This is a genomic window from Pseudoduganella sp. R-34, from assembly GCF_049904655.1.
In the GTDB taxonomy this organism is placed as follows: Bacteria; Pseudomonadota; Gammaproteobacteria; order Burkholderiales; family Burkholderiaceae_D; genus Rugamonas.
The window spans coordinates 1015460-1038001 of the sequence record NZ_CP184572.1 but is presented as its reverse complement, the minus strand read 5'-3'; the positions used below and the strand labels follow the sequence as shown (position 1 = coordinate 1038001).

The following is a 22542-nucleotide window of genomic DNA, read 5'->3' as shown; positions in this document are numbered from 1 at the left end:
TTAAGTGGCCGACAAGATTGCGGCTGATCCGGTAACATTCGGTTTCGACTTCCAGATCACAGACCACGAATTTTGGCACAAACCGGCATAAAAGTATTGAGGGGCCTTGTACTGGGCTGCGCTGCCCTGCTGCTGCCCTTGCTGGCGGCTGCCCAGGGCTGGACTTACCAGGTCCGCATCAACGCCCCGCGCGCGCTGGAGTCGCTTCTCGAAGATAACCTCGACCTGGTGCGCTACCGCACGAACGAGCGCATGGACCGCGACCAGCTGCAGCGCATGCTGCGCGCCGCGCCGGAGCAGATCAGGACGCTGGTTGCGACTGCCGGTTACTACACGCCGGCGGTGAATATCCGCCTGGACGAAAGCGGCACGCCGACCGTCACGGTCGACGTGCAGCCGGGCGAGCCGGTGCTGGTGGGCGAGGTGGAGATCGTGCTGGAAGGTTTCCAGTCGGCGTCGGGCGCGCCGTTCGACCAGGAGGCGCTGAAGGCCGGCTGGGCCCTGCCGCGGGGCGCCGTGTTCCGCCAGGACGAATGGGAAAAGGCCAAGCGCGATCTGCTGCGCGCCGTGGTGCAGACGCGCTACCCGCGCGCGCAAATGATTTCCAGCGAAGCGGTGGTCGATCCGGAGACCCGGCGCGCACTGCTGCACGTGGCGCTCGACAGCGGGCCGGAAATGCGCTTCGGCGAACTGAAAATCGAGGGTTTGCGGCGCTATCCCGAATCGGCGGTACGCAACCTGAACCCGATCAAGCCGGGCGACGTCTACAGCGAAGCGGCGCTGCAGGCTTACCAGGGCAAGCTGCAGGAGACCGGCTATTTCTCCAACGTCGAGGTGAGCGCCGACCTGTCGTCCCTGCTGGGCGAGCAGATCGAGGCGGCCGAGGGCAAGGCCGAGGGCGTGCCGCAGCCGGCGACGATGGCGCCGCTGCCGCTGCTGGTGCGCGTGGTGGAGAACAAGCGCAAGAATGCCAGCGTGGGTATCGGCTTCAGCACCAATACCGGCTACCGCACCTCGGGCACCTACGATGACCTGAACGTGTTCGGCCTGAAGATGAAGAGCGCGCTGACGCTGGAAACCAAGCGCCAGCAGGCGCGCAGCGATTTCTATTTTCCCACCACGGCGGACGGCTACAACGACAGCTTCGGCGCGGCGCTGGAACGCAAGGATATCGAAGGCGAGATCACGCGCACCGCTTCCGTCGCGGCCAAGCGGGCCTGGGGCACGCCGCTGCTCGAGCGCAGCATCTCCATCGAGTACCTGAACGAGAGCAAGACCGTGAACCGGGTGCTCTCGTCGCACAGCCAGTCCTTGCCGATCACCTATGCCGCCACCTGGCGCAAGGTGGATAACCTGGTGTTCCCGACCAAGGGCTATGTGCTGAATGCCACGCTGGGCGGGGCGCTGCTGCCGGTGCTGACGGATGAAAAATTCATCCGCGCCACGGCGCGCGGCATCACTTACCGGCCCCTGAGCCCGAAATCCACCGTCATCCTGCGCGCCGAATTCGGCGCCCTCGGCTCGGCGCACCAGGAAGGCGTGCCGACCACCTACCTGTTCCGCGCCGGCGGCGACAACTCGGTGCGCGGCTATGCCTACCAGGAGCTGGGCGTGCAGCAGGGCGAAGCGACGGTCGGCGGCCGCTACCTGGTCACCGGCAGCGCCGAATACCAGTACTGGTTCAAGCCGACCTGGGGCGCGGCGGTGTTCTATGACGCCGGCAATGCGTCTAATTCGCTGGGCGGCTTGCGTCCCAAGTCCGGCTACGGCGTCGGTGCGCGCTACAAGAGCCCGGTCGGGCCGATCAATGTCGACGTCGCATATGGCCATGCCACTAAAAAGGCCCGGCTGCACTTCTCGCTGGGGTTCACGTTCTGATGGATACGCCGCGCCATCCCCCCCATCCTCCAGCGCCGCCTGAGGCGCCGCTGGCAGCGCCTCGCCGCAAGTGGCTGCGCCGCACGCTGATCGGCGGCGGCGTGACGCTGGCCGTGCTGGGCGGCGCGGCGTGGCTGCTGGGACGCGAAACCACGCTGCAGCAGATCGTGGCGCGGGTTGCGCGCGCCAGCGGCGGCCAGATCGTGGTCACCGGCGTCAGCGGTTCGCTGTATGGCCGCATGCATATCGGCCGCATCATCTACCGCGACGAGTCGAGCGTCCTGACGCTCGATAACATCGACATCAACTGGTCGCCGCTGCAATACTTCAGCGAGGGCGTGGCGATCAGCGAGCTGCATGTGGCGCGCGCCGAATCGCGCAGCACCGGGCCATCCAAACCAGCCGTGATGCCGGCATCGATCACGCCGCCGTTCCGCCTGAGCATTGCGGACGGCCGCGTCAGCACGCTGGCCCTGGTCAGCGAAGACGGCAGCCGCACCGAGCTGCGCGCCATCAAGCTGCAGCTGCAGGGCGACGGCCAGCATTGGCAACTGAAGGACGCCAGCGCCGAGACACCCATTGGCGCCCTTGCCGCCAGCGCGGAAATTTCGACCACGCGCCCGTACAAACTGAGCGCCACCGCCGCCCTGGCGCCGCTGCCGCCGTCGACTCCCGCGGCCCGGCCTGCCGGCAATCCCGTTACACCACCCGGCGCTGCGGCGGCAACGCCGCCCGACCCCAGCATGGTCGAGCGCAGCGCCACGCGGCTGGAGCTGTACGCCAGCGGCGACCTTGCGCAACTGAAGCTGGACGTCAAAGGCAAATCGAACTACGCCAACGGCGACGGCACCCTGGTGCTGGCGCCGTTCGACGCCCTGCCCCTGCGCAGCATCCGCCTGCAGGCGCGCGACGTCGACCCGGCCCGCTTCGACCCGGCCTGGCCAAAGGCGGCAATCGACCTGGCGCTGGACGCCGCCATCAATGGCGACAAGCTGTCCGGCAAGCTGGCCGCTACCAACCGCAGCGCCCCCGGCCCGCTCGACCAGCAAAAGCTGCCCCTGCACAGCGCCGCCGCACAACTGGGCGGCACGCTGGACAATGCAAGCCTCAGCGGCCTGCTGATCGACCTGGGCGCCGCCGGCAAGTTCACCGGCAGCGGCAAGCTGCGCCGCCTGCCAAAAGACGGCAGCATCGACACCGCCAGCGTGCGCCTGCACACCGACCGCCTCGACCTGCGCGGCCTGCACGGCGCCGCCATCAGCACGGCGATTGCCGGCGACATCAGCGCCGAAACCAAGGGCAAGCAACACACCCTGCGCGCCGCGCTGGGCGAAGGCAAGCTGCGCCTGGACGCTTACGCCACGCTGCAAGACCTGCTGCTGACCGTGCACCAGGCGCGCGTCAGCGCCGGCCAAGGCAGCATCGCCGCCACCGCCCAGGCCAGCCTGAAGGACGACAAGGCCTTCAAGGCCAACGCAGTCGTCAAGCGCTTCGATCCGGCCGCGCTGGGCGCATTCCCTGCGGCCGACCTGAACGCGGAACTGCAGGCCAGCGGAAAGCTGGCGCCGGACTGGCGCGCCAACGCCGACATCGTCCTGCAGCCCAGCAAGTTGATGGGGCAGCCGCTGTCGGGCAGCGTCAAGCTGGCCGCCGATGCGCAACACATCGCCAGCATCGACGCCCGCCTCGCTTACGCCCGCAACAGCGCCACCGCGCGCGGCGCATTCGGCGCTGCCGGCGACAAGCTGGAATGGCAAGTCGACGCCGAACAGCTTTCCGTGCTCGACCCGCAGCTGCAAGGCAGCGCCACCGCCAGCGGCACCCTGGACGGCGGCTACCAGGCGCCGCGCACCAGCTTCAGCGCGGAGGCGCGCGGCCTGGGCTACCAGCCGCCAGGCGGCCAACGCCCGGCCGCGCCCACGCCGGCGCCGGCCCGCGCCGACAGCGTGATCCGTGCCAGCGGCGAAGCGGCGCTCTTCGGCGCAATGGACGTCAAGCTGTCCGGCAGCGCAATGCGCCTCAACCCGGCCAGCTTTGGCGCTTCGGTCGTGGGCAACGTCAACGCCGATTTCGACGCCACGCTGCGCGCCTCGGCGGACTGGCTGGCCAATGCCGATATCCGCCTGCAGCCGGCGTCCACGCTTGGCAACGCGGCACTGAGCGGCCATGCAAAGTTCGCCGCCGCCCCCGGCCGCGTGCAGGACAGCGACGTCGACCTGCACCTCGGCCCCAACCTGCTGCAGGCCAAAGGCTCGTTCGGCAAGCCGCAAGACCGCATCGACTGGAAGCTCGACGCACCACAACTGGCGGTTCTGGGCAGCGGCTGGTCCGGCAACCTGCGCGGCAGCGGCTACGCCAGTGGCGGCAACGTCGCTGGCCGCGGCCCCAACACCATGCCAACGCTCAGCGCCACGCTGGATGGCGCCCACCTGCGCCTGCCGGGGCAGCGTGAGATCTCTTCGATCAAGGGCAGCGCCACCATCGGCACCTCTTTCGCACCTGACGATCCGCTGCAGGCCGACCTGGTGGTCACGGGCCTGAACATGCCCGGCCTGCTGCTTGACCGCCTGCGCCTGCAGGCCAGCGGCACCGCAGGCAACCACTCGGTGCAGCTAGCCGCCACCAATCCCGACTTCGACGCCAGCACAAAAGTCCACGGCAGCTTCGCCCCGGATAGCTGGAACGGCAGCATCGACGCCCTGCAGAACAAAGGCCGCTTCGCCCTCACCCTGCAGGCGCCGGCCACGCTGCGCATTAGCGGCCGCAAAGGCGATGGCGTTGCCGGCCTGGCGCAGCCGGAGCAGCTCGAGTTAAGCAGCGCCACCATCGCCATGCCGGAAGGCAGCCTGCGCATCGACACGCTGGAGAAGAACGGCCTGCGCTGGCGCAGCAAAGGCAGCGCCAGCGGCGTCAACGCCAGCTACCTCGCCCAACTGTCCGACACCTGGCGCAGCAACGTGGCCAGCACCATGACCCTGGGCGGCGACTGGTCGCTGGAACTGGCAGCGCCCGCCGCGAAAGGCGCCGCGCCCGCGCTGGACGGCTACCTGCACGTATTCCGCGAAAAAGGCGACGTAACGATCACCGGCGGCGAACGCCCGATCCCGCTCGAGCTGAAGGTGCTGGACGCGCGCGTCACGGTCGCCGGCGACCAGCTGCGCGCCCAGGCCGAACTGGCCGGCGACCGCGCCGGCAATGCGCGCCTGGAAGCCAGCGCCCAGTTGCGCGACGGCCGCATTCCATCCGACAGCCCCCTGACTTTCGGCGCCAGCGCCAGCCTGCCTTCCATTGCCTGGCTGTCCCCGCTGCTTGGCGTGCAAGGAATGGAACTGGGCGGCGCCCTGCGCGCCCATGCCAGCGGCCACGGCACCATCGCCAATCCCCTGCTGGATGGCGAGGTGGTGGGCGAACAGCTGGTGATCAACTGGGCCGAGCAAGGCATCCGCCTGCGCAACGGCGCCCTGCAGGCCAAAGTGAGCGGCGACCAGCTGCAGCTGCAACGCCTGCGCTTCGATGGAACCGACGGCAATGTACAGGCTGACGGCTGGTTGCGGCTGGCAGGCGGCGACATGTCGATGGACCTCAAGCTGGCCGCCAACAAGCTCGAAGTATTCAACCGCCCGGACCGCACCCTGGTGCTGAGCGGCAGCAGCACCCTGGTGCGCGACGCCAAGCGCTTCGAGTTCGACGGCAAGTTCAGGGCCAACCGCGCCGTCATCGAACTGCCTTCGCTCGACACGCCCACCATCAGCGAAGACGTGGTGATCCTGGGCCGTGAAAAACCGAAGGCTGCCGCCAGCAGCGGGCTGCCCCTGAATATCGACCTGGAGGCCGACCTGGGCGACGATTTCACCTTGCGCGGCAAGGGCCTGGACGCGCAGCTGGCCGGCACCGTGCGCGTGCGCATGGCCGATCGCCGCGCCCCGCGCGTCAACGGCAGCATCCGCGTCGTCAGCGGCACGTACGCCGCCTACGGCCAGCGCCTGGCGATCGAACGCGGCGTGCTGAATTTCACCGGCGCCTACGACAACCCGGGCCTGAACATCCGCGCCGTGCGCAAGCGCCCCGAAGGCGATGAGCTGAGCGAGACCAATGTGGAAGCCGGCGTCGAAGTGCGCGGCACCGCGCTGGCGCCATCGGCCAAGCTGGTTTCCACGCCTTCCGTGCCGGACAGCGAAAAACTGGCCTGGATGGTGCTCGGCCACGGCACCGCCGACATGGCCGGCAATGAAATGAGCCTGCTCGGCACCGCAGCCGGCGCCCTGCTGGGCGGCAGCGGCGGGCCGAGCCTGGCCAACCGGGTCGGTCTCGATGAGCTGGGCGTCAGCCAGGCCAAGGGGCTGGAAAGCACGGTCGTCACGGTCGGCAAAAAGCTGTCTTCGCGCGCCTACATCAGCTTCGAGCAGGGCGCGGGCACCGCGACCAGCCTGGTCAAGCTGCGCTACAAGGTCAACAACCGCGTGACGCTGCAGGTGCAGACGGGCACCAACAACGCACTGGACGTGCTTTACAACTGGGCTTTCGACTGACCGGGCGGACGCAGCTCGGGATTATGGTTGGGCACCGGCTCGTCTTGCGGGACAGGGTTGTGCGGGCTGTGCGGATGCACCGGCTCGGGGTGCGGCTGCGACTCGTCGACTGGCACCGGCAAATCCGGTGCGCGGTGGGCGTGGATACGGTGTTTTTCCATGGCTGGAACTCCCGAAAGCGAGATCACGAAGGGGTATTTTACGCCTGCGGTTAAAATTCTTCTTTTTTTCCCGAATCCGGCGCCCAATGCAACTGACTGTCACCACCGTAGTCCTGCTCATCCTCGTTCCGACGCTGATCTGGCGCATCTATTCGCGCCTGAAGCTGGTGTTCCGCCGCCAGGAATCGGTGGCGTGGCGGCACTGGGTCGGCGCGGCCGGCTTGCCGGTCCTGCTGCTGGCAGCCGCCCAGTCCATGCTGCGCAACCCGCCGGCGCTGGCGATGATGGCTGCCGCCGTGATAGCCGGCGCCTGGATGGCCTTCTTCGCGCTCAAGAAGACCCGCTTCGAAAACACCGGCAGCAAGCTGTATTTCACCCCGCCGAGCCGCACCGCGATCCTGATCTGCATGCTGTTCGCCGCCCGGGTGCTGCAGATCGGCGTCGAGTTCTACGTCAACCGCCAGTCCGAACACCCGCGCGTGATCAACCAGGCCGAAGTCCTGCAACATCCGCTGACCGTCATTCCCTTCGGCCTGATGCTGGGCTACCTTGCCGCCTACTCCATCGGCCTGCTGCGCTGGAGCATGGCGCAGAAGAAGCTCGACTAAACCAGGTCGGCCAGCGCTTGCCGGACTGTCGGGAAGCGGAAGCTGAAACCGCTGGCGAGCAGGCGGGTCGGCGCTACGGCGGCGCCTTCCAGAAGCAGGCCCGCTTGCTCGCCGAGCAGCAAGCGCACCGGCCAGGCCGGCGTAGGAATCGCGCTCGGGCGATGCAGCTCGGCGGCGGCGGCCCGGGTGAACTCCAGTTGCGTCGGCTGCTCCGGAGCCGTGAAATTCCAGGCGCCGTCAGCGTTGGCGCCGAGGCGCCAGACGTGGGCCATCGCCCCCAGCAAATCGGCAATGTGGATCCAGGAGTTGCGCTGGCGTCCTGTTCCCATGCGGCCGCCGAAGCCCAGTCTGATCGGCAGCAGCATAGGCTGCAGCGCGCCGCCATGGCCGTAGACCACCCCGAAGCGCGCCAGCGCAACCGGTACGCCATACTCGCGTGCACGGCTGGCGGCGGCCTCCCATTCCTGGCATAGCTGCGACATGAAGATTGCCTGCGGCGGGCTGGCTTCGTTCAATACCTGGCCACTGCCCTGCGGCTGGATGCCGTAGTAGCCGACCGCGGATGCATTGATCACCAGGCGCGGCTTGTGCACGGCCCGCGCAATCCAGTCCACCACGCCTTGCGTCAGCCCGGCGCGGCTGCCGCGCAGCACGGCCTTGCGCCGCTCGCTCCAGCGCCAGCCAAGAATGCGGGCGCCGGCGAGGTTGATGACGACGTCGACCGGTTCGGCCGGCGACAAGTCGCCCATGCCGGCAACTGCGCGCACGGCGCCGCCATATTCCCATGCCGCCTTGCGCGGCTCGCGCGACAGCACGATGACCCGGTGGCCGCCGGCAAGCAAGGCTGGCACGAGCGAATGCCCGACAAATCCGGTCGCGCCGGTGACCAGCACCGTTTGCGGCGGGCCGTCGAAGCGTACGCTTTGCGAGGCAGCGCCAGGCACGGCACGCGAGGCGAAGGCGTCCCGGACGCCGGACACGAACACGCCCACGCCGCACAAGGCGAGGAAGACGCTGAGCCAGCCCTGCGGCGCATAAGCGAATCCTGTCGGCGCATCGATGGCTGCCGGCATTCCCAGCATCAGCAGGGTAATGAAGGCGCCGCCGTTAATCGCCAGCACGGTGTGCGTTACGCGCTCGGTGGCAGGCAGCAGGCGGGTCTGGTCCTCCACCACGAAGTCCCACAGCGTGAGGACAATCTCGATGCCGAACAGCGCCAGCAGCACCCAGGCCCAGGCGCCCTGCCACACCCAGGCCGACAACCCCACGAACAGCACGCCGTAGATCGTGGCACGCACTGCGTGAATGGCAAGCTCGCGCCTTGCCGTGACGCGCTGCGGCAAGGCTTCCGTCAGCTCATGGTGGTAGATGGTGTCGAAGGCGCCCAGGCAGCCTTGTGCGGCCATGAGCTGCAATGCGAGCAGATGCGTGTTCATGCTGCCTCCCTCTCCGCTGCACGCCTCTCGTGGAAGACGCCAGCTTGCACGAAGGTCGTGCCAAACAGGGCGTGGCGGATTTCGATGCGGATGTTGAATCGGTTGGGCGCCTCGTTGCAGTGGCGCAGGTAGGTCTTGCCCGGCGTGAGCACGCCAGGCAGGGGGATGCGCCAGCCCAGCAGGTCCCAGAAATAGCCGTCGCTGGTGAAATGCAGGTTGCCATCGGCCACGTGCAGCTTGAGCTTCATGCCGAGGCCCAGTCCCACGTATTCGAGCACTTCGCCGCGCTCGCTCTCCGCCATGTAGGAGGTGAACTTGACCGGCTTGCGGCCATTCAGCATGTAGATGCGCTGCTTGTAGATGTTCTGCGAGCCCGGTTTGCCGTAGACCTGGATGTCGACCGGAAAGCCGCTGTCGTCGTAGGGTATCAGTGCGCCCTGGATGAAGGGTTTGCTGGCGAAGCCGAGCAGCTTGCCGAATCGCGAAGCGCGCAACTCCGCCAGGGTGCCGTAGTACAGCAAGGGTTTGCCGGGTGCCGGGTTCTTGGCGAAGCGTTGCTGGATGTCGGGGTGCAGCTTGCTCCACTCGCTGCCGAGGACTTTTCGGAACAGCTCTCCCTCGCCGACCAGCGGCGCCGCCTCGGCGGCGTCACGCGCGGCAGCGTCGATCCGGTACAGGCGCCAGGCGGCAGGCAGCAACAGCGCCAGCGTGGCGATGTCGAGCCACGCATTCGGCCATACGCCAGCGCGCAGCGATACCATGATGTCCTGCGGCCCCCACAACAGCAGTCCTGCCGCCACCCACAGCCAGGCCGCCGGCTCGCGACGCTGGTCGCCGAACCACACCAAGGCCAGCATCCACAGCCCGACGCACTGGATGGTGGGCCCGAACAGCGCCATCCACCAGGCGTGCTGCGGGCGCGTCGATGCCGGGCCAAGCCAGGCGAGATACCAGTCAAGGGCTGCGGCGCCGGCGATCCAGGGCAGCACCAGGCCGACCAGCAAATGTCCAACCGCGCTGGCGTACATCCAGCGCACCAGCCATTTACGCTCCATCCTTGCCTCCGAAGTAGACCTGGCAACGCTCGCCGTCGCAGGCAGGGCGCGCGCCGTCGATCCGGAGCCAGCGCGAAATGCGGTAGCGGTTGCGGGCGAAACTGCGGTAGGCCGCGGCCAGCATCGGCCGCAGCGCTGCTACCCGCAGCGGCCATACCAGCCAGGCGCGTCCCGCCAGCGTGTAGGCCGCCAGGATGGCATCGGTGCCGACCAGCATGGCGCCGTCGGCACGCAGTCCGTGCAACTCCGTGTTCATGGCAGCGAGGCTGGTGCCCAGCGGAGCGGGATCGAAGCCGGGTGCAGCGATATCGACGAAGGCCAGGCGGCCGGCGCGGTCCCAGCGCCGCAGGCGGGACATCTCGCTCCGGCAAAACGGGCAGGCATTATCGAAAAACAGGGTCAGTGCGGCCATTGGCTCACTCCATTTGTGACATAAAAACTACAAACGTGAAATTCATCCGAAACACGCTTAACATCCTGAAAGTCACGGATTTCCACCGGTTCCAGAATGAATATTTGTTGAATTATGTTATTTTTCATTTTTTTCTGTCGTTACAGAAATTAAAGACGATATTTCAGACGATGTCAATTCCTTAAAGGTCGTGTATTCTAAAATCACACGAAAATGATTGCCATGAGGAAACATTCCTATGACGACTTACAATAAGACCGCAAAGGGACGAGAGGAAATTTCGGCACGCACCTATGGCTTGCCATCCCGTATGCGCACCCTGCTGGTGATGATTGACGGCCGCCATCCAATGGAAGAGTTGCTGCCGAAAGTAACGGGGCTGGGGCTCGATGCCGGCGCCGTGCAAGAACTGCTGGCACAGGGTTTCATCGAAGAAGGTGAGGCTCCTCCCATTACGATCATGCCGATCCCGCCGACCGAAGAGGAACTTGCAGCGCAGTATGCACAGGCGCGCGCCTTCTATGCACGCACCATCGAACCGACCTTGGGCGCGCGCGGCCAGGTCATGCAAGCCAAGCTGGAAGCCGCCGCCACGCTGGAGGATTTGAAAGCGATGCGCATCACCTTCTTCGAAATGGTGAACCGCATCCGCGGCCGGCCCGTCATGCTGGCCCTGAAAAAGGAACTGGACACCATCCTGGGCGCCTGTTCCAAGGAAGCCGCCTGAATTTGATTTAGGTCATTCCCTGCCGCGCGGGGCTTTCTCCATACTGCTTGACAGTTAAAGGAGAAAGCCATGGGCATCAAGGAAAACATCGGCACGGTGGACCGTGCCTTGCGCGTTGCAGTCGGCCTGGGCCTGGTCATCGCCACCCTGTTCGGCTTTATCGGGACCTGGGGCTGGATCGGCGTGGTGCCGCTCCTGACCGGCACGATCAGGTTCTGTCCCCTGTATCGTGCAGTCGGAATAACGACCAACGGCGATTAAGCCGCTGCCGCCTGGCGGCGCTGCAGCACGAAGATCGGCTGCGCCCACTGGGTGTCCTTCTTTTTCTTGCTCGTGATGAGCGTGAGGTCGGAAGGATCGTAGACGTCCGTGTTGTGGGTCAGCGGCGTCGTCATCAGGTACTGCGCATCGGTGTTCTTCAGGAACTCGCCGACCAGCTGGATGTTGCGGATGTCCAGGTGGGCGAACGGTTCGTCGATGAACACGAAGCCGCCGGAGCCATCTTCCGACTTCAGCAAGCCGATCAGCAGCACCAGCGATTTCATCACCTGCTGGCCGCCCGACGCTTCGCCGTCGTTCAGGCCGATCGGGCCTTTGCCGTCGAACTTGAAGCGTACCTGCAGGCCGGCCTGCGACAGCAGCAGATCGTCGTTCTCCAGCTTGACCGGCTCGACGTGCACGTCGATATTGGCCAGCGCACCCAGCTCCTTGATGTTCGACGAATAGGTCTTGATCGTGTAGCGCAGGCGCTCGATGTAGGCGCCGCGCGCGTTGGCGGTGGCTTCGATCGCACGGTTGTTCTGGTAGCGGCGTTCTTCGGTTTCCGATTTGCGGTTCGACAGCTGCTCGTTCAGGCGCGCGTACTGGTCGATCACGGTCGCATCCAGTTCCCAGTCATCGCGCGCCAGCGAGGATTGCAGGCTGGCGATACGCAGGTCGACCTGATGCGCATTCTGGTGCTGCTGCACCAGCGCCTGGCGGCGCGCAGGACGGCGCCATGCACCCGGCAGGTGGCGCCACTGGCGGCGCAGTGCCAGCATGGCACGGGCGTGGTCTGAGCGCTGCTCCATCTGGCGCTTGAAGTTCAGGCGCAGGCCCGCTTCCGCCTCGGACAGCGACATGCGGGCGCTTTGCCATGCGGTGTCGGCCTTGGTGCGCGCCACGGTGGCGTTTTTCATCAGGCCTTGCAGTTCGCCCAGACGCGAGCCCACTTCCAGGCGCTCGGCGCGCAGCGGCACGGCGGAGCGGGCGGCTTCGTCGAACTCCTCGGTGCGGGCCGACAGCTCTTTCACCGCATCCACGCCGGCCAGACGGGCCTTCAGCGCGGAGGTTTCCGACGCCAGCTTGGAAATCTGCAGCGTGTACTTGTCTTCCTCCGCTTCCAGGTTCGGCAGGTTCTTCTGGATCGCATCCATGCGCGAAGTCTTGCCGGCGGAACCGAAGCGATAGCGCGAAGCTTCCACGAACAGCGAGCGGCCGCCGCGGCGTTCCTTGTGGTAGGCCTCAGGCGTGATCCATTCTTCGATATTGCCCAGCTTTGCGCCTTCTTCCACTGACTCCACGCGCGTGATGCGCGACAGCTGGTCGATCAGCCATTCCGGCGCCAGGCCGCTGAACTTCACCACCGACAGCAGGCTCTGGTTCTTCGGCTCGTGCGCTTTCACGCAATCGGGCACGATGAAGTGGCGATAGCGTTCCTTCTCCGCCAGGCGGTAGGCCGAGGAAGCATCTGACGAGCGCTCCAGCAGCACCACGGAGGCGTAGCCGCCCAGCACGCCCTCGACGGCACCCTGCCATTTCGGATCGGTCACTTCGACGATGTCCGACAGCATGGCGTGCGGGATGCCCGCATCGTTCAGCGCGCGGCGCATGGCGCGCACATTGTCCGGCTCCGGCATGGCGGTCTTGCCAGACAGTGCGTTGATGGTGGCCTTGTCCTGCGCGATGCGGTTGGACACGGCATCGCGCTGCGAGCGCAGCTTCAGCAGCTCGGTTTCCTTGGCTTCGAGCTGCGCGGCCGCATCGGCCACGTCGGCGCCCGATTCGGCGGCCAGTTTTTGCAGGCGGGACTTCTGCTCCGCCAGCGATTCCAGCGGCTTCAGTTTGCCGTTGATGAGATTCAGGCGCGAAGTCAGCGCGGTCTGCTCCTGTTCCAGCAGGGTTTCCTGCTGCTGCGCGTCCTGCAGGGCCTTGGCCTGCTTGGCCACCTCGCCGCGCTTGTCGGCCAGCAGCTGGTCGGCCTGCGCCAGCGGCTTGCGCGCTTCGCGCAGCTGGCGGCTGACATTGGCGGCCTTCTCGCGCGCCTCGTGGTATTCCAGCGATGGCAGCACTTCTTCCTGCAGGTTGCGGCGTTCCTTGTGCAGCGTTTCCCACTGGTGATAGTTGGCCACGCGCAGGCGCAGGCCTTCCAGGTTGGTCTTGGAGCCTTCCAGTTCGGCCTCGAAGCGCTTCAACTCTTCTTCGGTATCGCGCTGGTGGCGCTTCGCTTCGTCGTACGCGTCCAGCACTTCCTTGTCGCCGAACACCTGGAACACCAGGTCCAGCAACTGGCGCGGCGCGTATTCGCACAGCTTGTCGGTTTCGCCCTGCTCCAGCGCCAGCACTTTGGACATGGCTTGCGACAGGCCGGCGTTGGCCAGGCGCTTGCGGTAGTTCTCCACGCCCAGCCAGTCGTTGGCTTCGGTGACTTCTTCGATGTCCACGTTACCGGGACGCATCAGGTACTGGCGCTTCCAGTCGCCGCCGTTTTTCTGCACCTGGCAGAACAGGGTCACCTCGTCTTCGGCGAAGAAGCCGCTGCTGCGGAACGGACGGTTGGACAGCTGCTTGCCCTGCGGCTTGTTGTCGACCACGGCGCGCAGCCAGGCGGTCTGTTGGCCGCTGTGGCGGGCATAGTGCTTGTAGGTGCGCCCCATCGAGCAATCGAGGCCGAACAGCGTGCGCAGCGCGTCCAGCAAGGTGGTCTTGCCGGAGCCGTTCTGCCCCGCGATGGTGATGATCTTGGCATCCAGCGGAATGTTCTTGATGCGCTGCCAGTAGTCCCAGTGGACCAGCTCAAGGGATTTGATTTGGAACATCGCTTATTCTTCCGTCGGGGTTTCTTCGTTGGCCGCTTGCTGCGGCTCGGCGTCGTTGGCGGCGGCCAGCACTTCGCGCGGGATGTGCACGATCTGCGCCGGCGCGCGCTTGAACACGTCGGCCAGGGCGCCGTTGATGATGCGCTCTTTCAGCAGGTCGGTATCCATCAGCAGGTCCAGCAGCGGGCCTTCGACGATGATCTCGCCGCGGCGCTCGATGAAACCGAGCTTGCCCAGGATGCCGAGGTTCATGTCCATGCGGGTCTTCTTGCCCAGCTTGTCGCCGAAGTCGGCCAGCAGCGCCTTGTACGGGATGCCGATCGAGGTATCTTCCGCGCGCGGCACCGGCTTCTCGGTGCCGAACATATCGTTCTGGTCGTCGTCCGCCGCCTGGTGGGTTTCCTGGCGTTCGCGCTTGGGCAGGATGATCAGCGCCCACAGCACCACCAGCAAGGCCACGCCGTCGCGCGCCAGGCCGAAATTGTTGTTCTGCCAGGTGTCGCGCGCGCCGAAGACCTTCGGCTCGATATTGCGGTGCAGGGCCAGCGTGACGTGGTCGGCGTAGACGTTATCGAGCAGCTTCATGCCGCAGGCGGCCAGGCGCGCATCGACTTCGGCGCGGAACAACTCGTCCGACAGCGCGCGCTTGACCATCTTGTCGTCGCGGCGCAAGGTCTGGTGCGCCACCAGGCGCGCGATCAGGATTTGGGTATCGTCACTCATCGGACTTCGGACTTTCTTTGTCTAATTCGAGGGTCAGCGCGGCCAGGGACATGGCGGCGACCTCCAGGTCGGGCAGCTGCACCATTTCGTCCTGCGGTGAGAAGCGCACCGGCAGGCGCGCCAGGTCGGCAGTGGTGCCCTGCATCGACGCCTCGGCCTCGTCGCCCAAGAGCGGCAGCATCGAGGCGCGGTAGGACGCCAGGGCGAAGGAGGCCGGCAGCAGCGCCTCGTGCACCTTCACTTCGCGCGGCGACTCCTCGGCCACCGAAGGGAAATTGTTCAGCTGCGCGAAGTCGGACAGGCGGGCCAGCCAGTCGTCCAGCTCCTTCTGCATCGCTGGGCTGTCGTTGATCGTGGTCGGCGCATCCTGGCCGGCAGGCAGGCCGTTCAGCCCATTGTTATTGGCACGTTCTGTCATTAATTCTGTCTCGGCGACGTCGATCATCTCGGCAGGCGTGATGAACAGCGGCTTCACCGGTTGGTCGATCGCATCATTCGCCAGCGAAGACAGGTCCTCATGGGCCAGCAGCCAGCGTTTGATGTCGGTAGTGGAAAGGCCGGACTGGCCCAGGTGGACGCGCTGGCGCTCGATCTGGTTCAGCGCGCGCGAGAACATGCCCTGCATGTTCAGCAGCTGCGACTGGGCACGGCCGATGGCTTGCGCGGCGCGGTGGGTGGCGCTGTCCGCATTTTCGTCAGTGGTGATGGCACGCAGGATCTGGGAGCCCTTCTCGACCCAGTCGCAGGCCTGGTGCCACTTGGCCTGCGACTCGCGCAGGCGGAATTCGGAACCGGACGCGATGGCGTCGCGGAATTCCTCGGTCAGGTCGACCAGGCGGCCCAGCAGGTGCTGCAGCTGCTCGGTGGTGACCCCGCCCACGGCTTGGGCGCCGGCCACCTGCGACAACAGGAAGCCCATTTCGGCATCGTCGTCTTCCGGAGCGGCCAGGGCCAGCAGGCTGTCGATCGAGGCCAGCACATTGCGCGCCATCGGCGTCACGCGGTAAACCGATTGCTGCGCATCCCAGGCCAGCAAGCCGTTGGAGCGCAGGCGGTTCAGCACAGTTTCCAGGCTTTCCGGCAGCAGGTAGGCCAGGCGCGTATTGATATCGGACCGCGAAAACGCGGACGAAGTTGTCTCATTGGCAAGTTCACGCAGGACGAGCAGGCGCACCAGCACCCCCTCGAAGCCGCCGTGGAACAAAGCGGTAAACACCTGCAGCAGCGGCTGGGCGCGCTTCAGGTGATAGACCTGCTCGATCTCGTCGGCGGAAATGTGGGGCTGGAAGTGGGCCTGCAGGGCGTCCTGCTGCTCTTGCTCAGTCGGGTTGGTGTCGGCCAGGGCCGCACTTGCCATCAAATCAATCATTGCGCTCCAGTAATTAAAACCGGGGTCAGGTCTGGCAATCCGCCACAAATTTCGCTATGCGAAAAGAATGGCGGATTGCCAGACCTGACCCCGACTTTGAGGGTGCAAGTATAACAGGCCGGGTGTGGCTATTTTCGGTTGACTTTCTCTAGGACTTGCTCGAAGGAATCGCCGTCTTCTTCCTTCAACAGGATGCGCGCCGGGTACCAGTCAAGGTCGGGGGCCAGCCACAGGTCGGCCTGCTGCTCGTGGCCGCCGACCTGCTTGCGGCTGAAGTGCAGCACCTTCTGTTCGCCGAGGGTGGCGCTTTCCATGGTTTCCGTGCCGACCACGCGGAAAGTCCAGGGTTCGCCGTCGCGGCGGCCGGCCACGAAGAAGGTCCATTCGCTGCCCGGCGTGAATTTCTCCGGGGTGGCGCGGGCCAGGATCGCCAGCTGGAAGGTCACGCTGCTGCGATCCTGCTCGCCGCCGCGGATGGCGTAACTCACCTTGCCGTCTTCGAATTCGATACGGCGCGTGTCGCGGTCGAAGCGGGTGGTGGTGGGGTCCTTGCGGAAGCGCTTCTCGTAAAAGCTGGCGGGCGCCAGACCGTAGCCGTCCAGCGTGCCTTCGCTGCGCTGCTCGAGCACTTTGCCGAACAGGCTGGAACGCGCTTCCGTATGCAGGGAATAGCTGCCGTCGCCCTGGCGCCAGGCGATGGTGCCGGCGCCCACCAAGGGGAAGCCATGGTTGCTGCCCTTGACCACGTAGCTCAGGTCAGCCGACGGCGGCAGGCTGGTGGCGCGCCTGGCGACCGGGTAATCGGATTTGGCGGCGCTGGCGGTGGTGGCTGCGAGGGTCAATGCCAGGGTAATCAGGGTACTGCGCATGGTTGCTTCCTTACTTGATGATGCGGGTGACGGTTTGGGTGGTGACGGCGCCGTTGCTTTCCGTATTGCGGATCTGCACCGGGTACCAGTCAAGGCTGGGCGCCAGCCAGATATCGAGCCTGGCGCTGTAGCTGCCGGGCTTGGGCGGGCGCGCCAGGTGCCAGGTGATCAGCTTGCCCATCCGGGTTTCCAGTTCATCTTCGCCGACCAGCAGGAAGCTGTAGACCTGGGCATTGCGGTCTTCGCCGACCAGGATGTCCATCGGCTTGCCGAACTGGTTGACGTCCGCGCGGCCGATGCCGGCCAGCTGGAACAGCACCGTGGCGCGGTCCTGCGCTCCCGCCGCCAGTGGCACGCTGCGCTCGCTGGCGGAGAAGGTGATCTTTTGATCCTGCTGGTTGAAGTGGGTCGCGGTGGCCGATCGGTTGCGGCGCTTCTCGGTGAATTTCGCCGGGGCGATGCCCGTGTCGTTGATCGTGCCTTCGCTGCTCACTTCCAGCAGCTTGACGCGCGCAATCAGCAGGCTGATGCCGACTTCCTGCGTGGCCTTATACGTGGCGCCATCGGTCTCCCAGCCAATATTGGCCGAGCCGCTCCAGTTGGTGCCGTCCGCGTCCTTGCGCCTGACGTCCAGTTCGAACCGGGCCGACGGCGGCAGCGCAACTTTCCAGCGCTGGACGCTGGCTGGCGGCTCGGCTTTCGGCGCGGCTTCAGGCTGCGGCTGCGGCTGCGCGGATTCTACGGCAGGCGTGGCGGGCGCAGCGCCCGATTGGCCGTCCGGCGCAGCCGCTTCCGGCTCCGCAGGCACGGCTGGCCCTGCGTCGGCCGGCGCGCTGTCGGCAATCGGTGCCGCTTCTTCGGGCGGCGGCGCAGGCTTGGGTGGCTTCGGTTTCCGCTTGGGCTTCGGTGGCGGCGGCGCTTCGACCGGCTCCGGAGCGACCGGTTCAGGCGACGGTGGCGCCAGGCGCAACTCCGCGCTGATGACGTTTTTTTCAGCATCGCGTTCGCGCTCCGCCGCGCCAATGCGGCCGCTGACCCAGTTGATCGTCATGAAATGCAGTGCCACGGTGGCTGCGCAAATGGCAATGATGCGGCGTGGGTGGCGTGGAAAAGAAACGATCGTCATGGTCGCTAGTTTAACGTGCCGGCCCCCGATTCCGCTGACAGCACGCTCAATGGCATAATTTGCTGGATATTCTGACAAGGAGTCCCGATGTCCCTTTTGCGCCAGCGCGGCCAGGCCGATTCCGGCAAGGTCGGCATGGTCGAGCTGTTCTTCGATCTTGTGTTCGTGTTTGCCGTCACCCAGCTATCCCACACCCTGCTGAAAAAGCTCGATGCGCAAGGCGCGCTGCAGGTCGGCCAGCTGTTCATGGCGACGTGGTGGGTGTGGATCTACACGGTCTGGGCCACCAACTGGTTTGACCCGGAAAAGAAATCCGTGCGCGCCGCCCTGTTTGCGCTGCTGGTAGCCGGCCTGCTGATGTCGGTCTCGATTCCGCGCGCCTTCACCGACATGGGCTGGCTGTTCGGCGCCTCGATCCTGGTCCAGCAGGTGGGCCGCACGCTGGCGATGCTGGCGGCCAGCCGCGGCGAAGATGCCGCGCTGCGCTGCAATTTCGTGCGCATTGCCTTGTGGCTTGGCGCCAGCGGCGCGCTATGGCTTGCCGGCGGCCTGGCGCCGCCGGAATCGCGCATGGCATGGTGGCTCGGCGCACTGGCGGTCGACATGCTAGGGCCGGTCATGTTCTATTTCGTGCCAGGACTGGGCCGCTCCACCCTGGCCGACTGGAACGTGGACGGCAGCCACATGGCCGAACGCTGCGCCCTGTTCGTCATCATCGCGCTCGGCGAGTCGCTGCTGGTGACTGGCGCCACGTTTGCCGACCTGGCCTTCGATCCGCTTACCGTCTTGGCCTTCCTGCTGGCGGTGGTGGGCTCGATCCTGATGTGGTGGCTGTATTTCGACCACGGGCTGGAACAGGGCCACCACCGCATCGTGCATTCGCAAACGCCGGGCCGCCATGCACGCAACAACTACACCTACCTGCACATTCCCATCGTGGCCGGCATCATCGTCGGCGCCGTCGGCGACGAGCTGGTGCTGAGCCATCCCCATCATGGCAGCCCGGCAGCGCTGGCCGCCATCATCGGCGGCCAGCTGCTCTTCCTGTGCGGCACCGCCGTGTTCAAATGGCTGGCGCATACGCGCGCCTGGCCGCCGCTGTCCCATTTGCTCGGCATCGCGCTGCTGCTGGTGCTGGGCGTCCTGTCGACCGTGCTGCACCTTTCCCCGCTGCTGGCCACCGGCGCTTGCGTCGCCGTGCTGCTGCTCGTTGCTGTCTGGGAGAGCTGTGTGCTACGCTAAACAACCTACCCTCGGAGACCCGATATGAGCAATCCACAAATGCCCCACATCCCCGGCGCTGCAGTGATGACGGATACGCTGGACTTCGTAAAATCCCTGTGGGGAAGCATGGGTGTGCCAGGCATCAGCATTCCCGGCATCGCCGCCCCGACGCTGTCGGTGGATGACCTGGACAAGAAAATCAGCGAGCTGAAAGCGGTCGAGTCCTGGCTCAACCTGAACGCCACCATGCTGCGCTCGAGCATCCAGGCGCTGGAAGTCCAGCGCGGCACCATCGCGGCGTTGAAGTCGATGGGTCAATCGCTGGCCGCCGCCGTGCAGCAGGCGCCGCACAACGATCCGTTTGCCAAGCCGGCAACCGCTGCGGCCGCCAGGCCAGCGGACAAGCCTGCCGGCGACGCCGCCAAGCCGGCCGAAAAACCGGCCGATGCCAAGCCTGCCGCGCACGACACTGCCAGCGCCGCAGCCAACCAGATGGCCAACCCTGCCGCCTGGTGGAACCTGCTGCAAGAGCAGTTTGCGCAAGCCGTCAGCACGGCGATGGCCCCCGACCCGGCCGGCAAGCCGGCCGAAGCAAAGAACGGCGCCGCCCATGACGCCGGCAAGCCTGTCGCCAAACCGGCAGCGCGCAAGCCGGCAAGCAAGCGCGCCACGAAGGCCGCCAAGCCTTAATTCAGCTTCTGGATGCGGATGGCCTCGATCAGGCCATCGTCATCGCGCTGGACCTTCATGATATTGATCAAGCCTTCGTCTTCCAGGGCCTTGGCCGCGTCATGCGCGGACTGGAAGGATTCGATGGTGTCGCCCTTGGCGCTGACTGGACGAATCCAGGCGGCAGCCCCCACCTTCATCTTGTTATAGACCTCTTTGGCGATATCGCGCATGGATCACTCCTTGTCGTGGTCATCTTTCATGGCGGCCGTCAGCTCGGCTTCGATTTCTTCCGCCGACATCCGGCCGGGGATCAACTTCTGCAACTGCTCGATCAGCTGCGCAAAGCGCTGCTGGCCCGGCGCAATCCGGTCAACGTGCATCAAGACATCATTCGCTTCGGCCATCAGGGCGTCGTTATAGCTCTTGGCCTGCATGTGGGAGATCAGGATCTGGGCGGAGTTGAACAGGATCCGCATATTATCCGGCAGGCCGCGGCGCGCTTCGCGCATCCATTCGACTGCGTCATCGAGCTTGTTGGTCTTCCATAGCAGCACGCCCTTGTTCATCATCTCCGCTGCTTCCTTGCGCGCCGTGCTGATCAGGGCTGCGCCTTCTTCACTCATGCGGGCCTTGTCGAAGATGCGCTGCACTTCATCGTGGATCACGGTGTTTTCGTCGTTGTTGCGCACCACGTAGCACAGCAACTCCACCGGCGCATCCTTCACGCCGACGGCAAACAGCAAGGTCGCCATTTCCAGGCAGGTTGCGGTGTCGGGCCGCTCGCTGTCTTCCTTCAGCATGGTTTCCAGTTCGTCGCCGGACTTGCGCGCGCGCCGGTAATCGCCGCTCTCGTGGTACACCAGGCCCTCCGTGATCTTGGAGCGCAGCTCCACCATGCCGCCGGAGAAGTCGCGCTGGGCCGCGGCCAGCAGTAGCAAGGCTTCCTTGGCGTCGTTCTTCTGGCCCAGCACGCGCGCCAGGCCGAAGTAGGCATCCACCGTCTTCATGATGGAGTATTCGCCGATCTGCAGGCACTTGCGGAAAGCCCGTTCGGCCAGCGCGATATTCCCCAGCTTGAGCGCTGTCGTGCCCAGCGCACGCTGGCGCGGCACCGAATTGGGCGACATCCTGGCTGCGCGCTCGAGCACGTCGCAGCTTTCCTCGATGCGGCCCATGTTCTGCAGCGACTTGGCCAGCTGGTCGTATGCATCCAGGTAAAAACGGTTCTCGGCGATCACGCCCTGGAACATCTGGCGCGCGGCCTCGTTCTCGCCATTGGCCATGCGGATCTTGCCGACGCCGGTGCGGGCCCAGTTGAAGTCGCGTTCCTGCAGCACCTTTTCGTAGACCAGGCGCGCCTGCTCGGTCTCGCCGGCCTTCAGCAGCAAGGTGGCGCGCATGCGCATCAGGTCGACCTCATGCAGCTTGTTGCGGCCGGCCGCTTCGGCGCACAAGCGGGCCGCGCGCAGGTAGTCTTTTTCAAGGTAGGCCTGGTCGATGTCCTGGAATATCTGCTTCTTCTGCCAGGCGCGGTTCAGGCGGGTGAGCAGCACGCCTTCGGTGATCGGCTTGATCAGGTAGGCGTCCGGCTGGTGCTCGGCGGCGCCCATCACGGCCTCCACGCTCTTCTCGGCGGAGACCATCAGCCACACGCAGCTTGGCATCAGCATGCCGCGGATGCGGGCTTCTTCCAGCACGTGCTGGCCGCTCTTGCCTTCGCCGAGGTTGAAATCGCACAGGATGACGTCGTACTGGATGCGCGCCAGCAGCCCGATCGCCTCGCCGCCGCTCGACGCCTGGTCGATGTGGCGCGCACCCAGGCTGCGCAAGGCTTCGCGCAGCAACTGGCGCACGCCGACAAAGTCGTCCACGATCAGGTAGCGCTTGTCGGCCCAGTTGACGCCCGGTTCTTTTTCCGGCGCCGTTGCGACGGGCGTGGTGACGGCTGGGGCGTTCATGGCAAGCGCAGGATGAAACAGCCGCCGCCCAGCGCGCCGCCGTTTTCCAGCGCGATGCTGCCCTGGCGCAGGCGGTGTTTGTGGGACTTCGCTACTTCGCTGGCGAAATAGAGGCCAAGGCCGCTGCTGTTGGCCAGGAAGTTGATGCCCTGCCCTGTCACCTGGCCCGCTTCCAGCATATTGGGCGGGAAGCCGGCGCCGTTGTCTTCCACCCGCACCTCCATGAAGCCATCGTCTTCGCGGATGGTGAGGGCGATGCGGTCGCGCGTATAGCGCACGGCGTTGTTGATTGCGTGCGCCAGCAGGCCTAGCACCAGGTCTTCGTCCAGGGTCCAGATCAGGCCGGGCGGGGATTCGGTGTCGAGCTGGATGCCCTTCGATTGCAGCAGCACGCGCTGCTGGGCCACCAGCTGGTCGACCAGCTCACTGACCTGCACCGGGGCCGGATCGAAAGGATAATTGGGGCGGCCGACTTCCTTGTAGAGCGCTAGTAGCTGGATCAGGTGGTCGTTCAGGCGCTTGGATTGGTACAGCATTTGCGCCATCTGCGGATAGGCTGGATTGTCTTGCGCGGAATCTCCTGCCTGCACAAGCAGGTTCTCCAGCGTGCCGGTCAGGACGCTGATGGAATTCTTCATGTCGTGCACCGTGGAGGCGAGGAACATGAACAGCTCTGGCGAGCCGGCGCGGTCTTCCATGGATTCTCCAGCCATTGGAT

General features: G+C 65.6%; 19 protein-coding genes. 7 read left to right on the top strand and 12 right to left on the bottom strand.

Annotation, left to right across the window (positions count from 1 at the left end):
• Positions 1–96 precede the first annotated feature (96 nt).
• Positions 97–1878 (top strand): autotransporter assembly complex protein TamA, encoded by a 1782-nt coding sequence (locus tag ACN9MW_RS04875; protein WP_426168080.1) that lies wholly within the window; start codon positions 97–99, stop codon positions 1876–1878.
• Positions 1878–6407, top strand: coding sequence for a translocation/assembly module TamB domain-containing protein (locus tag ACN9MW_RS04870; protein WP_426168078.1), 4530 nt, complete (start codon positions 1878–1880; stop codon positions 6405–6407). Before ACN9MW_RS04875 ends, ACN9MW_RS04870 begins: the two co-directional genes overlap by 1 nt.
• Here ACN9MW_RS04870 and ACN9MW_RS04865 read toward each other — a convergent pair.
• On the bottom strand, positions 6386–6568 hold the full coding sequence (locus ACN9MW_RS04865) for a hypothetical protein (RefSeq protein ID WP_426168076.1): 183 nt from the start codon (positions 6566–6568) through the stop codon (positions 6386–6388). The two genes, ACN9MW_RS04870 and ACN9MW_RS04865, sit on opposite strands and share 22 nt — an antisense overlap.
• Positions 6569–6654: 86 nt before the next feature.
• Here ACN9MW_RS04865 and ACN9MW_RS04860 point away from each other — a divergent pair, with 86 nt between their 5' ends.
• Entirely contained in the window at positions 6655–7176 is a 522-nt protein-coding gene (locus ACN9MW_RS04860) for a hypothetical protein (protein WP_426168074.1), read from the top strand.
• Here the strand turns inward: ACN9MW_RS04860 and ACN9MW_RS04855 are convergent.
• From ACN9MW_RS04855 to ACN9MW_RS04845, 3 genes are read right to left on the bottom strand one after another with little or no spacing between them, the layout of a single operon-like run.
• Positions 7173–8612, bottom strand: a complete 1440-nt coding sequence (locus tag ACN9MW_RS04855) for a TIGR01777 family oxidoreductase (RefSeq protein WP_426168072.1) — start codon at positions 8610–8612, stop codon at positions 7173–7175. The genes ACN9MW_RS04860 and ACN9MW_RS04855 overlap by 4 nt on opposite strands.
• Entirely contained in the window at positions 8609–9667 is a 1059-nt protein-coding gene (locus ACN9MW_RS04850; protein ID WP_426168070.1) for a DUF4166 domain-containing protein, read from the bottom strand. Before ACN9MW_RS04850 ends, ACN9MW_RS04855 begins: the two co-directional genes overlap by 4 nt.
• On the bottom strand, positions 9657–10079 hold the full coding sequence (locus ACN9MW_RS04845; RefSeq protein WP_426168068.1) for a thiol-disulfide oxidoreductase DCC family protein: 423 nt from the start codon (positions 10077–10079) through the stop codon (positions 9657–9659). The genes ACN9MW_RS04850 and ACN9MW_RS04845 overlap by 11 nt, the downstream gene beginning before the upstream one ends.
• Before the next feature lie 238 nt (positions 10080–10317).
• Here ACN9MW_RS04845 and ACN9MW_RS04840 point away from each other — a divergent pair, with 238 nt between their 5' ends.
• Positions 10318–10806: a hypothetical protein gene (locus ACN9MW_RS04840; RefSeq protein WP_426168066.1), complete on the top strand. Its 489-nt coding sequence runs from the start codon at positions 10318–10320 to the stop codon at positions 10804–10806.
• A gap of 69 nt (positions 10807–10875) precedes the next feature.
• Positions 10876–11067: a YgaP family membrane protein gene (locus tag ACN9MW_RS04835; protein WP_426168064.1), complete on the top strand. Its 192-nt coding sequence runs from the start codon at positions 10876–10878 to the stop codon at positions 11065–11067.
• Here ACN9MW_RS04835 and ACN9MW_RS04830 read toward each other — a convergent pair.
• The 5 genes from ACN9MW_RS04830 to ACN9MW_RS04810 form a co-directional block, all read right to left on the bottom strand.
• The gene (locus ACN9MW_RS04830) at positions 11064–13883 is read right to left on the bottom strand and encodes an ATP-binding protein (protein WP_426168062.1); all 2820 of its coding nucleotides are present in this window, start codon (positions 13881–13883) and stop codon (positions 11064–11066) included. The genes ACN9MW_RS04835 and ACN9MW_RS04830 overlap by 4 nt on opposite strands.
• Positions 13884–13886: 3 nt before the next feature.
• A complete protein-coding gene (locus ACN9MW_RS04825; RefSeq protein ID WP_426168060.1) occupies positions 13887–14606 on the bottom strand; it encodes a hypothetical protein in 720 nt (239 codons plus the stop codon).
• On the bottom strand, positions 14599–15975 hold the full coding sequence (locus tag ACN9MW_RS04820) for a hypothetical protein (protein WP_426168058.1): 1377 nt from the start codon (positions 15973–15975) through the stop codon (positions 14599–14601). Before ACN9MW_RS04820 ends, ACN9MW_RS04825 begins: the two co-directional genes overlap by 8 nt.
• A 128-nt stretch (positions 15976–16103) precedes the next feature.
• On the bottom strand, positions 16104–16844 hold the full coding sequence (locus ACN9MW_RS04815) for a DUF3108 domain-containing protein (protein ID WP_426168056.1): 741 nt from the start codon (positions 16842–16844) through the stop codon (positions 16104–16106).
• Between the two features lie 10 nt (positions 16845–16854).
• Positions 16855–17970: a DUF3108 domain-containing protein gene (locus ACN9MW_RS04810; RefSeq protein ID WP_426168054.1), complete on the bottom strand. Its 1116-nt coding sequence runs from the start codon at positions 17968–17970 to the stop codon at positions 16855–16857.
• An 87-nt stretch (positions 17971–18057) separates the two neighbouring features.
• On the opposite strand from ACN9MW_RS04810, the gene ACN9MW_RS04805 reads away from it, so the two are divergent.
• Positions 18058–19212 (top strand): low temperature requirement protein A, encoded by a 1155-nt coding sequence (locus ACN9MW_RS04805; protein ID WP_426168052.1) that lies wholly within the window; start codon positions 18058–18060, stop codon positions 19210–19212.
• A gap of 24 nt (positions 19213–19236) precedes the next feature.
• On the top strand, positions 19237–19884 hold the full coding sequence (locus ACN9MW_RS04800; protein WP_426168050.1) for a PhaM family polyhydroxyalkanoate granule multifunctional regulatory protein: 648 nt from the start codon (positions 19237–19239) through the stop codon (positions 19882–19884).
• Here ACN9MW_RS04800 and ACN9MW_RS04795 read toward each other — a convergent pair.
• The 3 genes from ACN9MW_RS04795 to ACN9MW_RS04785 are packed head-to-tail and all read right to left on the bottom strand — an operon-like array spanning position 19881 to position 22522.
• A complete protein-coding gene (locus ACN9MW_RS04795) occupies positions 19881–20096 on the bottom strand; it encodes a hypothetical protein (protein ID WP_426168048.1) in 216 nt (71 codons plus the stop codon). The two genes, ACN9MW_RS04800 and ACN9MW_RS04795, sit on opposite strands and share 4 nt — an antisense overlap.
• A gap of 3 nt (positions 20097–20099) precedes the next feature.
• Positions 20100–21824: a response regulator gene (locus ACN9MW_RS04790; RefSeq protein WP_426168046.1), complete on the bottom strand. Its 1725-nt coding sequence runs from the start codon at positions 21822–21824 to the stop codon at positions 20100–20102.
• Positions 21821–22522, bottom strand: coding sequence for a sensor histidine kinase (locus tag ACN9MW_RS04785; RefSeq protein ID WP_426168044.1), 702 nt, complete (start codon positions 22520–22522; stop codon positions 21821–21823). Before ACN9MW_RS04785 ends, ACN9MW_RS04790 begins: the two co-directional genes overlap by 4 nt.
• Between the last annotated feature and the right edge of the window lie 20 nt (positions 22523–22542).

Bases quoted from the DNA above. Each gene is read 5' to 3' on its own strand.
- ACN9MW_RS04870 (WP_426168078.1), top strand. From the start codon at position 1,878: ATGGATACGCCGCGCCATCCCCCCCATCCTCCAGCGCCGCCTGAGGCG.
- ACN9MW_RS04865 (WP_426168076.1), bottom strand. From the start codon at position 6,568: ATGGAAAAACACCGTATCCACGCCCACCGCGCACCGGATTTGCCGGTG.
- ACN9MW_RS04860 (WP_426168074.1), top strand. From the start codon at position 6,655: ATGCAACTGACTGTCACCACCGTAGTCCTGCTCATCCTCGTTCCGACG.
- ACN9MW_RS04855 (WP_426168072.1), bottom strand. From the start codon at position 8,612: ATGAACACGCATCTGCTCGCATTGCAGCTCATGGCCGCACAAGGCTGC.
- ACN9MW_RS04850 (WP_426168070.1), bottom strand. From the start codon at position 9,667: ATGGAGCGTAAATGGCTGGTGCGCTGGATGTACGCCAGCGCGGTTGGA.
- ACN9MW_RS04845 (WP_426168068.1), bottom strand. From the start codon at position 10,079: ATGGCCGCACTGACCCTGTTTTTCGATAATGCCTGCCCGTTTTGCCGG.
- ACN9MW_RS04840 (WP_426168066.1), top strand. From the start codon at position 10,318: ATGACGACTTACAATAAGACCGCAAAGGGACGAGAGGAAATTTCGGCA.
- ACN9MW_RS04835 (WP_426168064.1), top strand. From the start codon at position 10,876: ATGGGCATCAAGGAAAACATCGGCACGGTGGACCGTGCCTTGCGCGTT.
- ACN9MW_RS04830 (WP_426168062.1), bottom strand. From the start codon at position 13,883: ATGTTCCAAATCAAATCCCTTGAGCTGGTCCACTGGGACTACTGGCAG.
- ACN9MW_RS04825 (WP_426168060.1), bottom strand. From the start codon at position 14,606: ATGAGTGACGATACCCAAATCCTGATCGCGCGCCTGGTGGCGCACCAG.
- ACN9MW_RS04820 (WP_426168058.1), bottom strand. From the start codon at position 15,975: ATGATTGATTTGATGGCAAGTGCGGCCCTGGCCGACACCAACCCGACT.
- ACN9MW_RS04815 (WP_426168056.1), bottom strand. From the start codon at position 16,844: ATGCGCAGTACCCTGATTACCCTGGCATTGACCCTCGCAGCCACCACC.
- ACN9MW_RS04810 (WP_426168054.1), bottom strand. From the start codon at position 17,970: ATGACGATCGTTTCTTTTCCACGCCACCCACGCCGCATCATTGCCATT.
- ACN9MW_RS04805 (WP_426168052.1), top strand. From the start codon at position 18,058: ATGTCCCTTTTGCGCCAGCGCGGCCAGGCCGATTCCGGCAAGGTCGGC.
- ACN9MW_RS04800 (WP_426168050.1), top strand. From the start codon at position 19,237: ATGAGCAATCCACAAATGCCCCACATCCCCGGCGCTGCAGTGATGACG.
- ACN9MW_RS04795 (WP_426168048.1), bottom strand. From the start codon at position 20,096: ATGCGCGATATCGCCAAAGAGGTCTATAACAAGATGAAGGTGGGGGCT.
- ACN9MW_RS04790 (WP_426168046.1), bottom strand. From the start codon at position 21,824: ATGAACGCCCCAGCCGTCACCACGCCCGTCGCAACGGCGCCGGAAAAA.
- ACN9MW_RS04785 (WP_426168044.1), bottom strand. From the start codon at position 22,522: ATGGAAGACCGCGCCGGCTCGCCAGAGCTGTTCATGTTCCTCGCCTCC.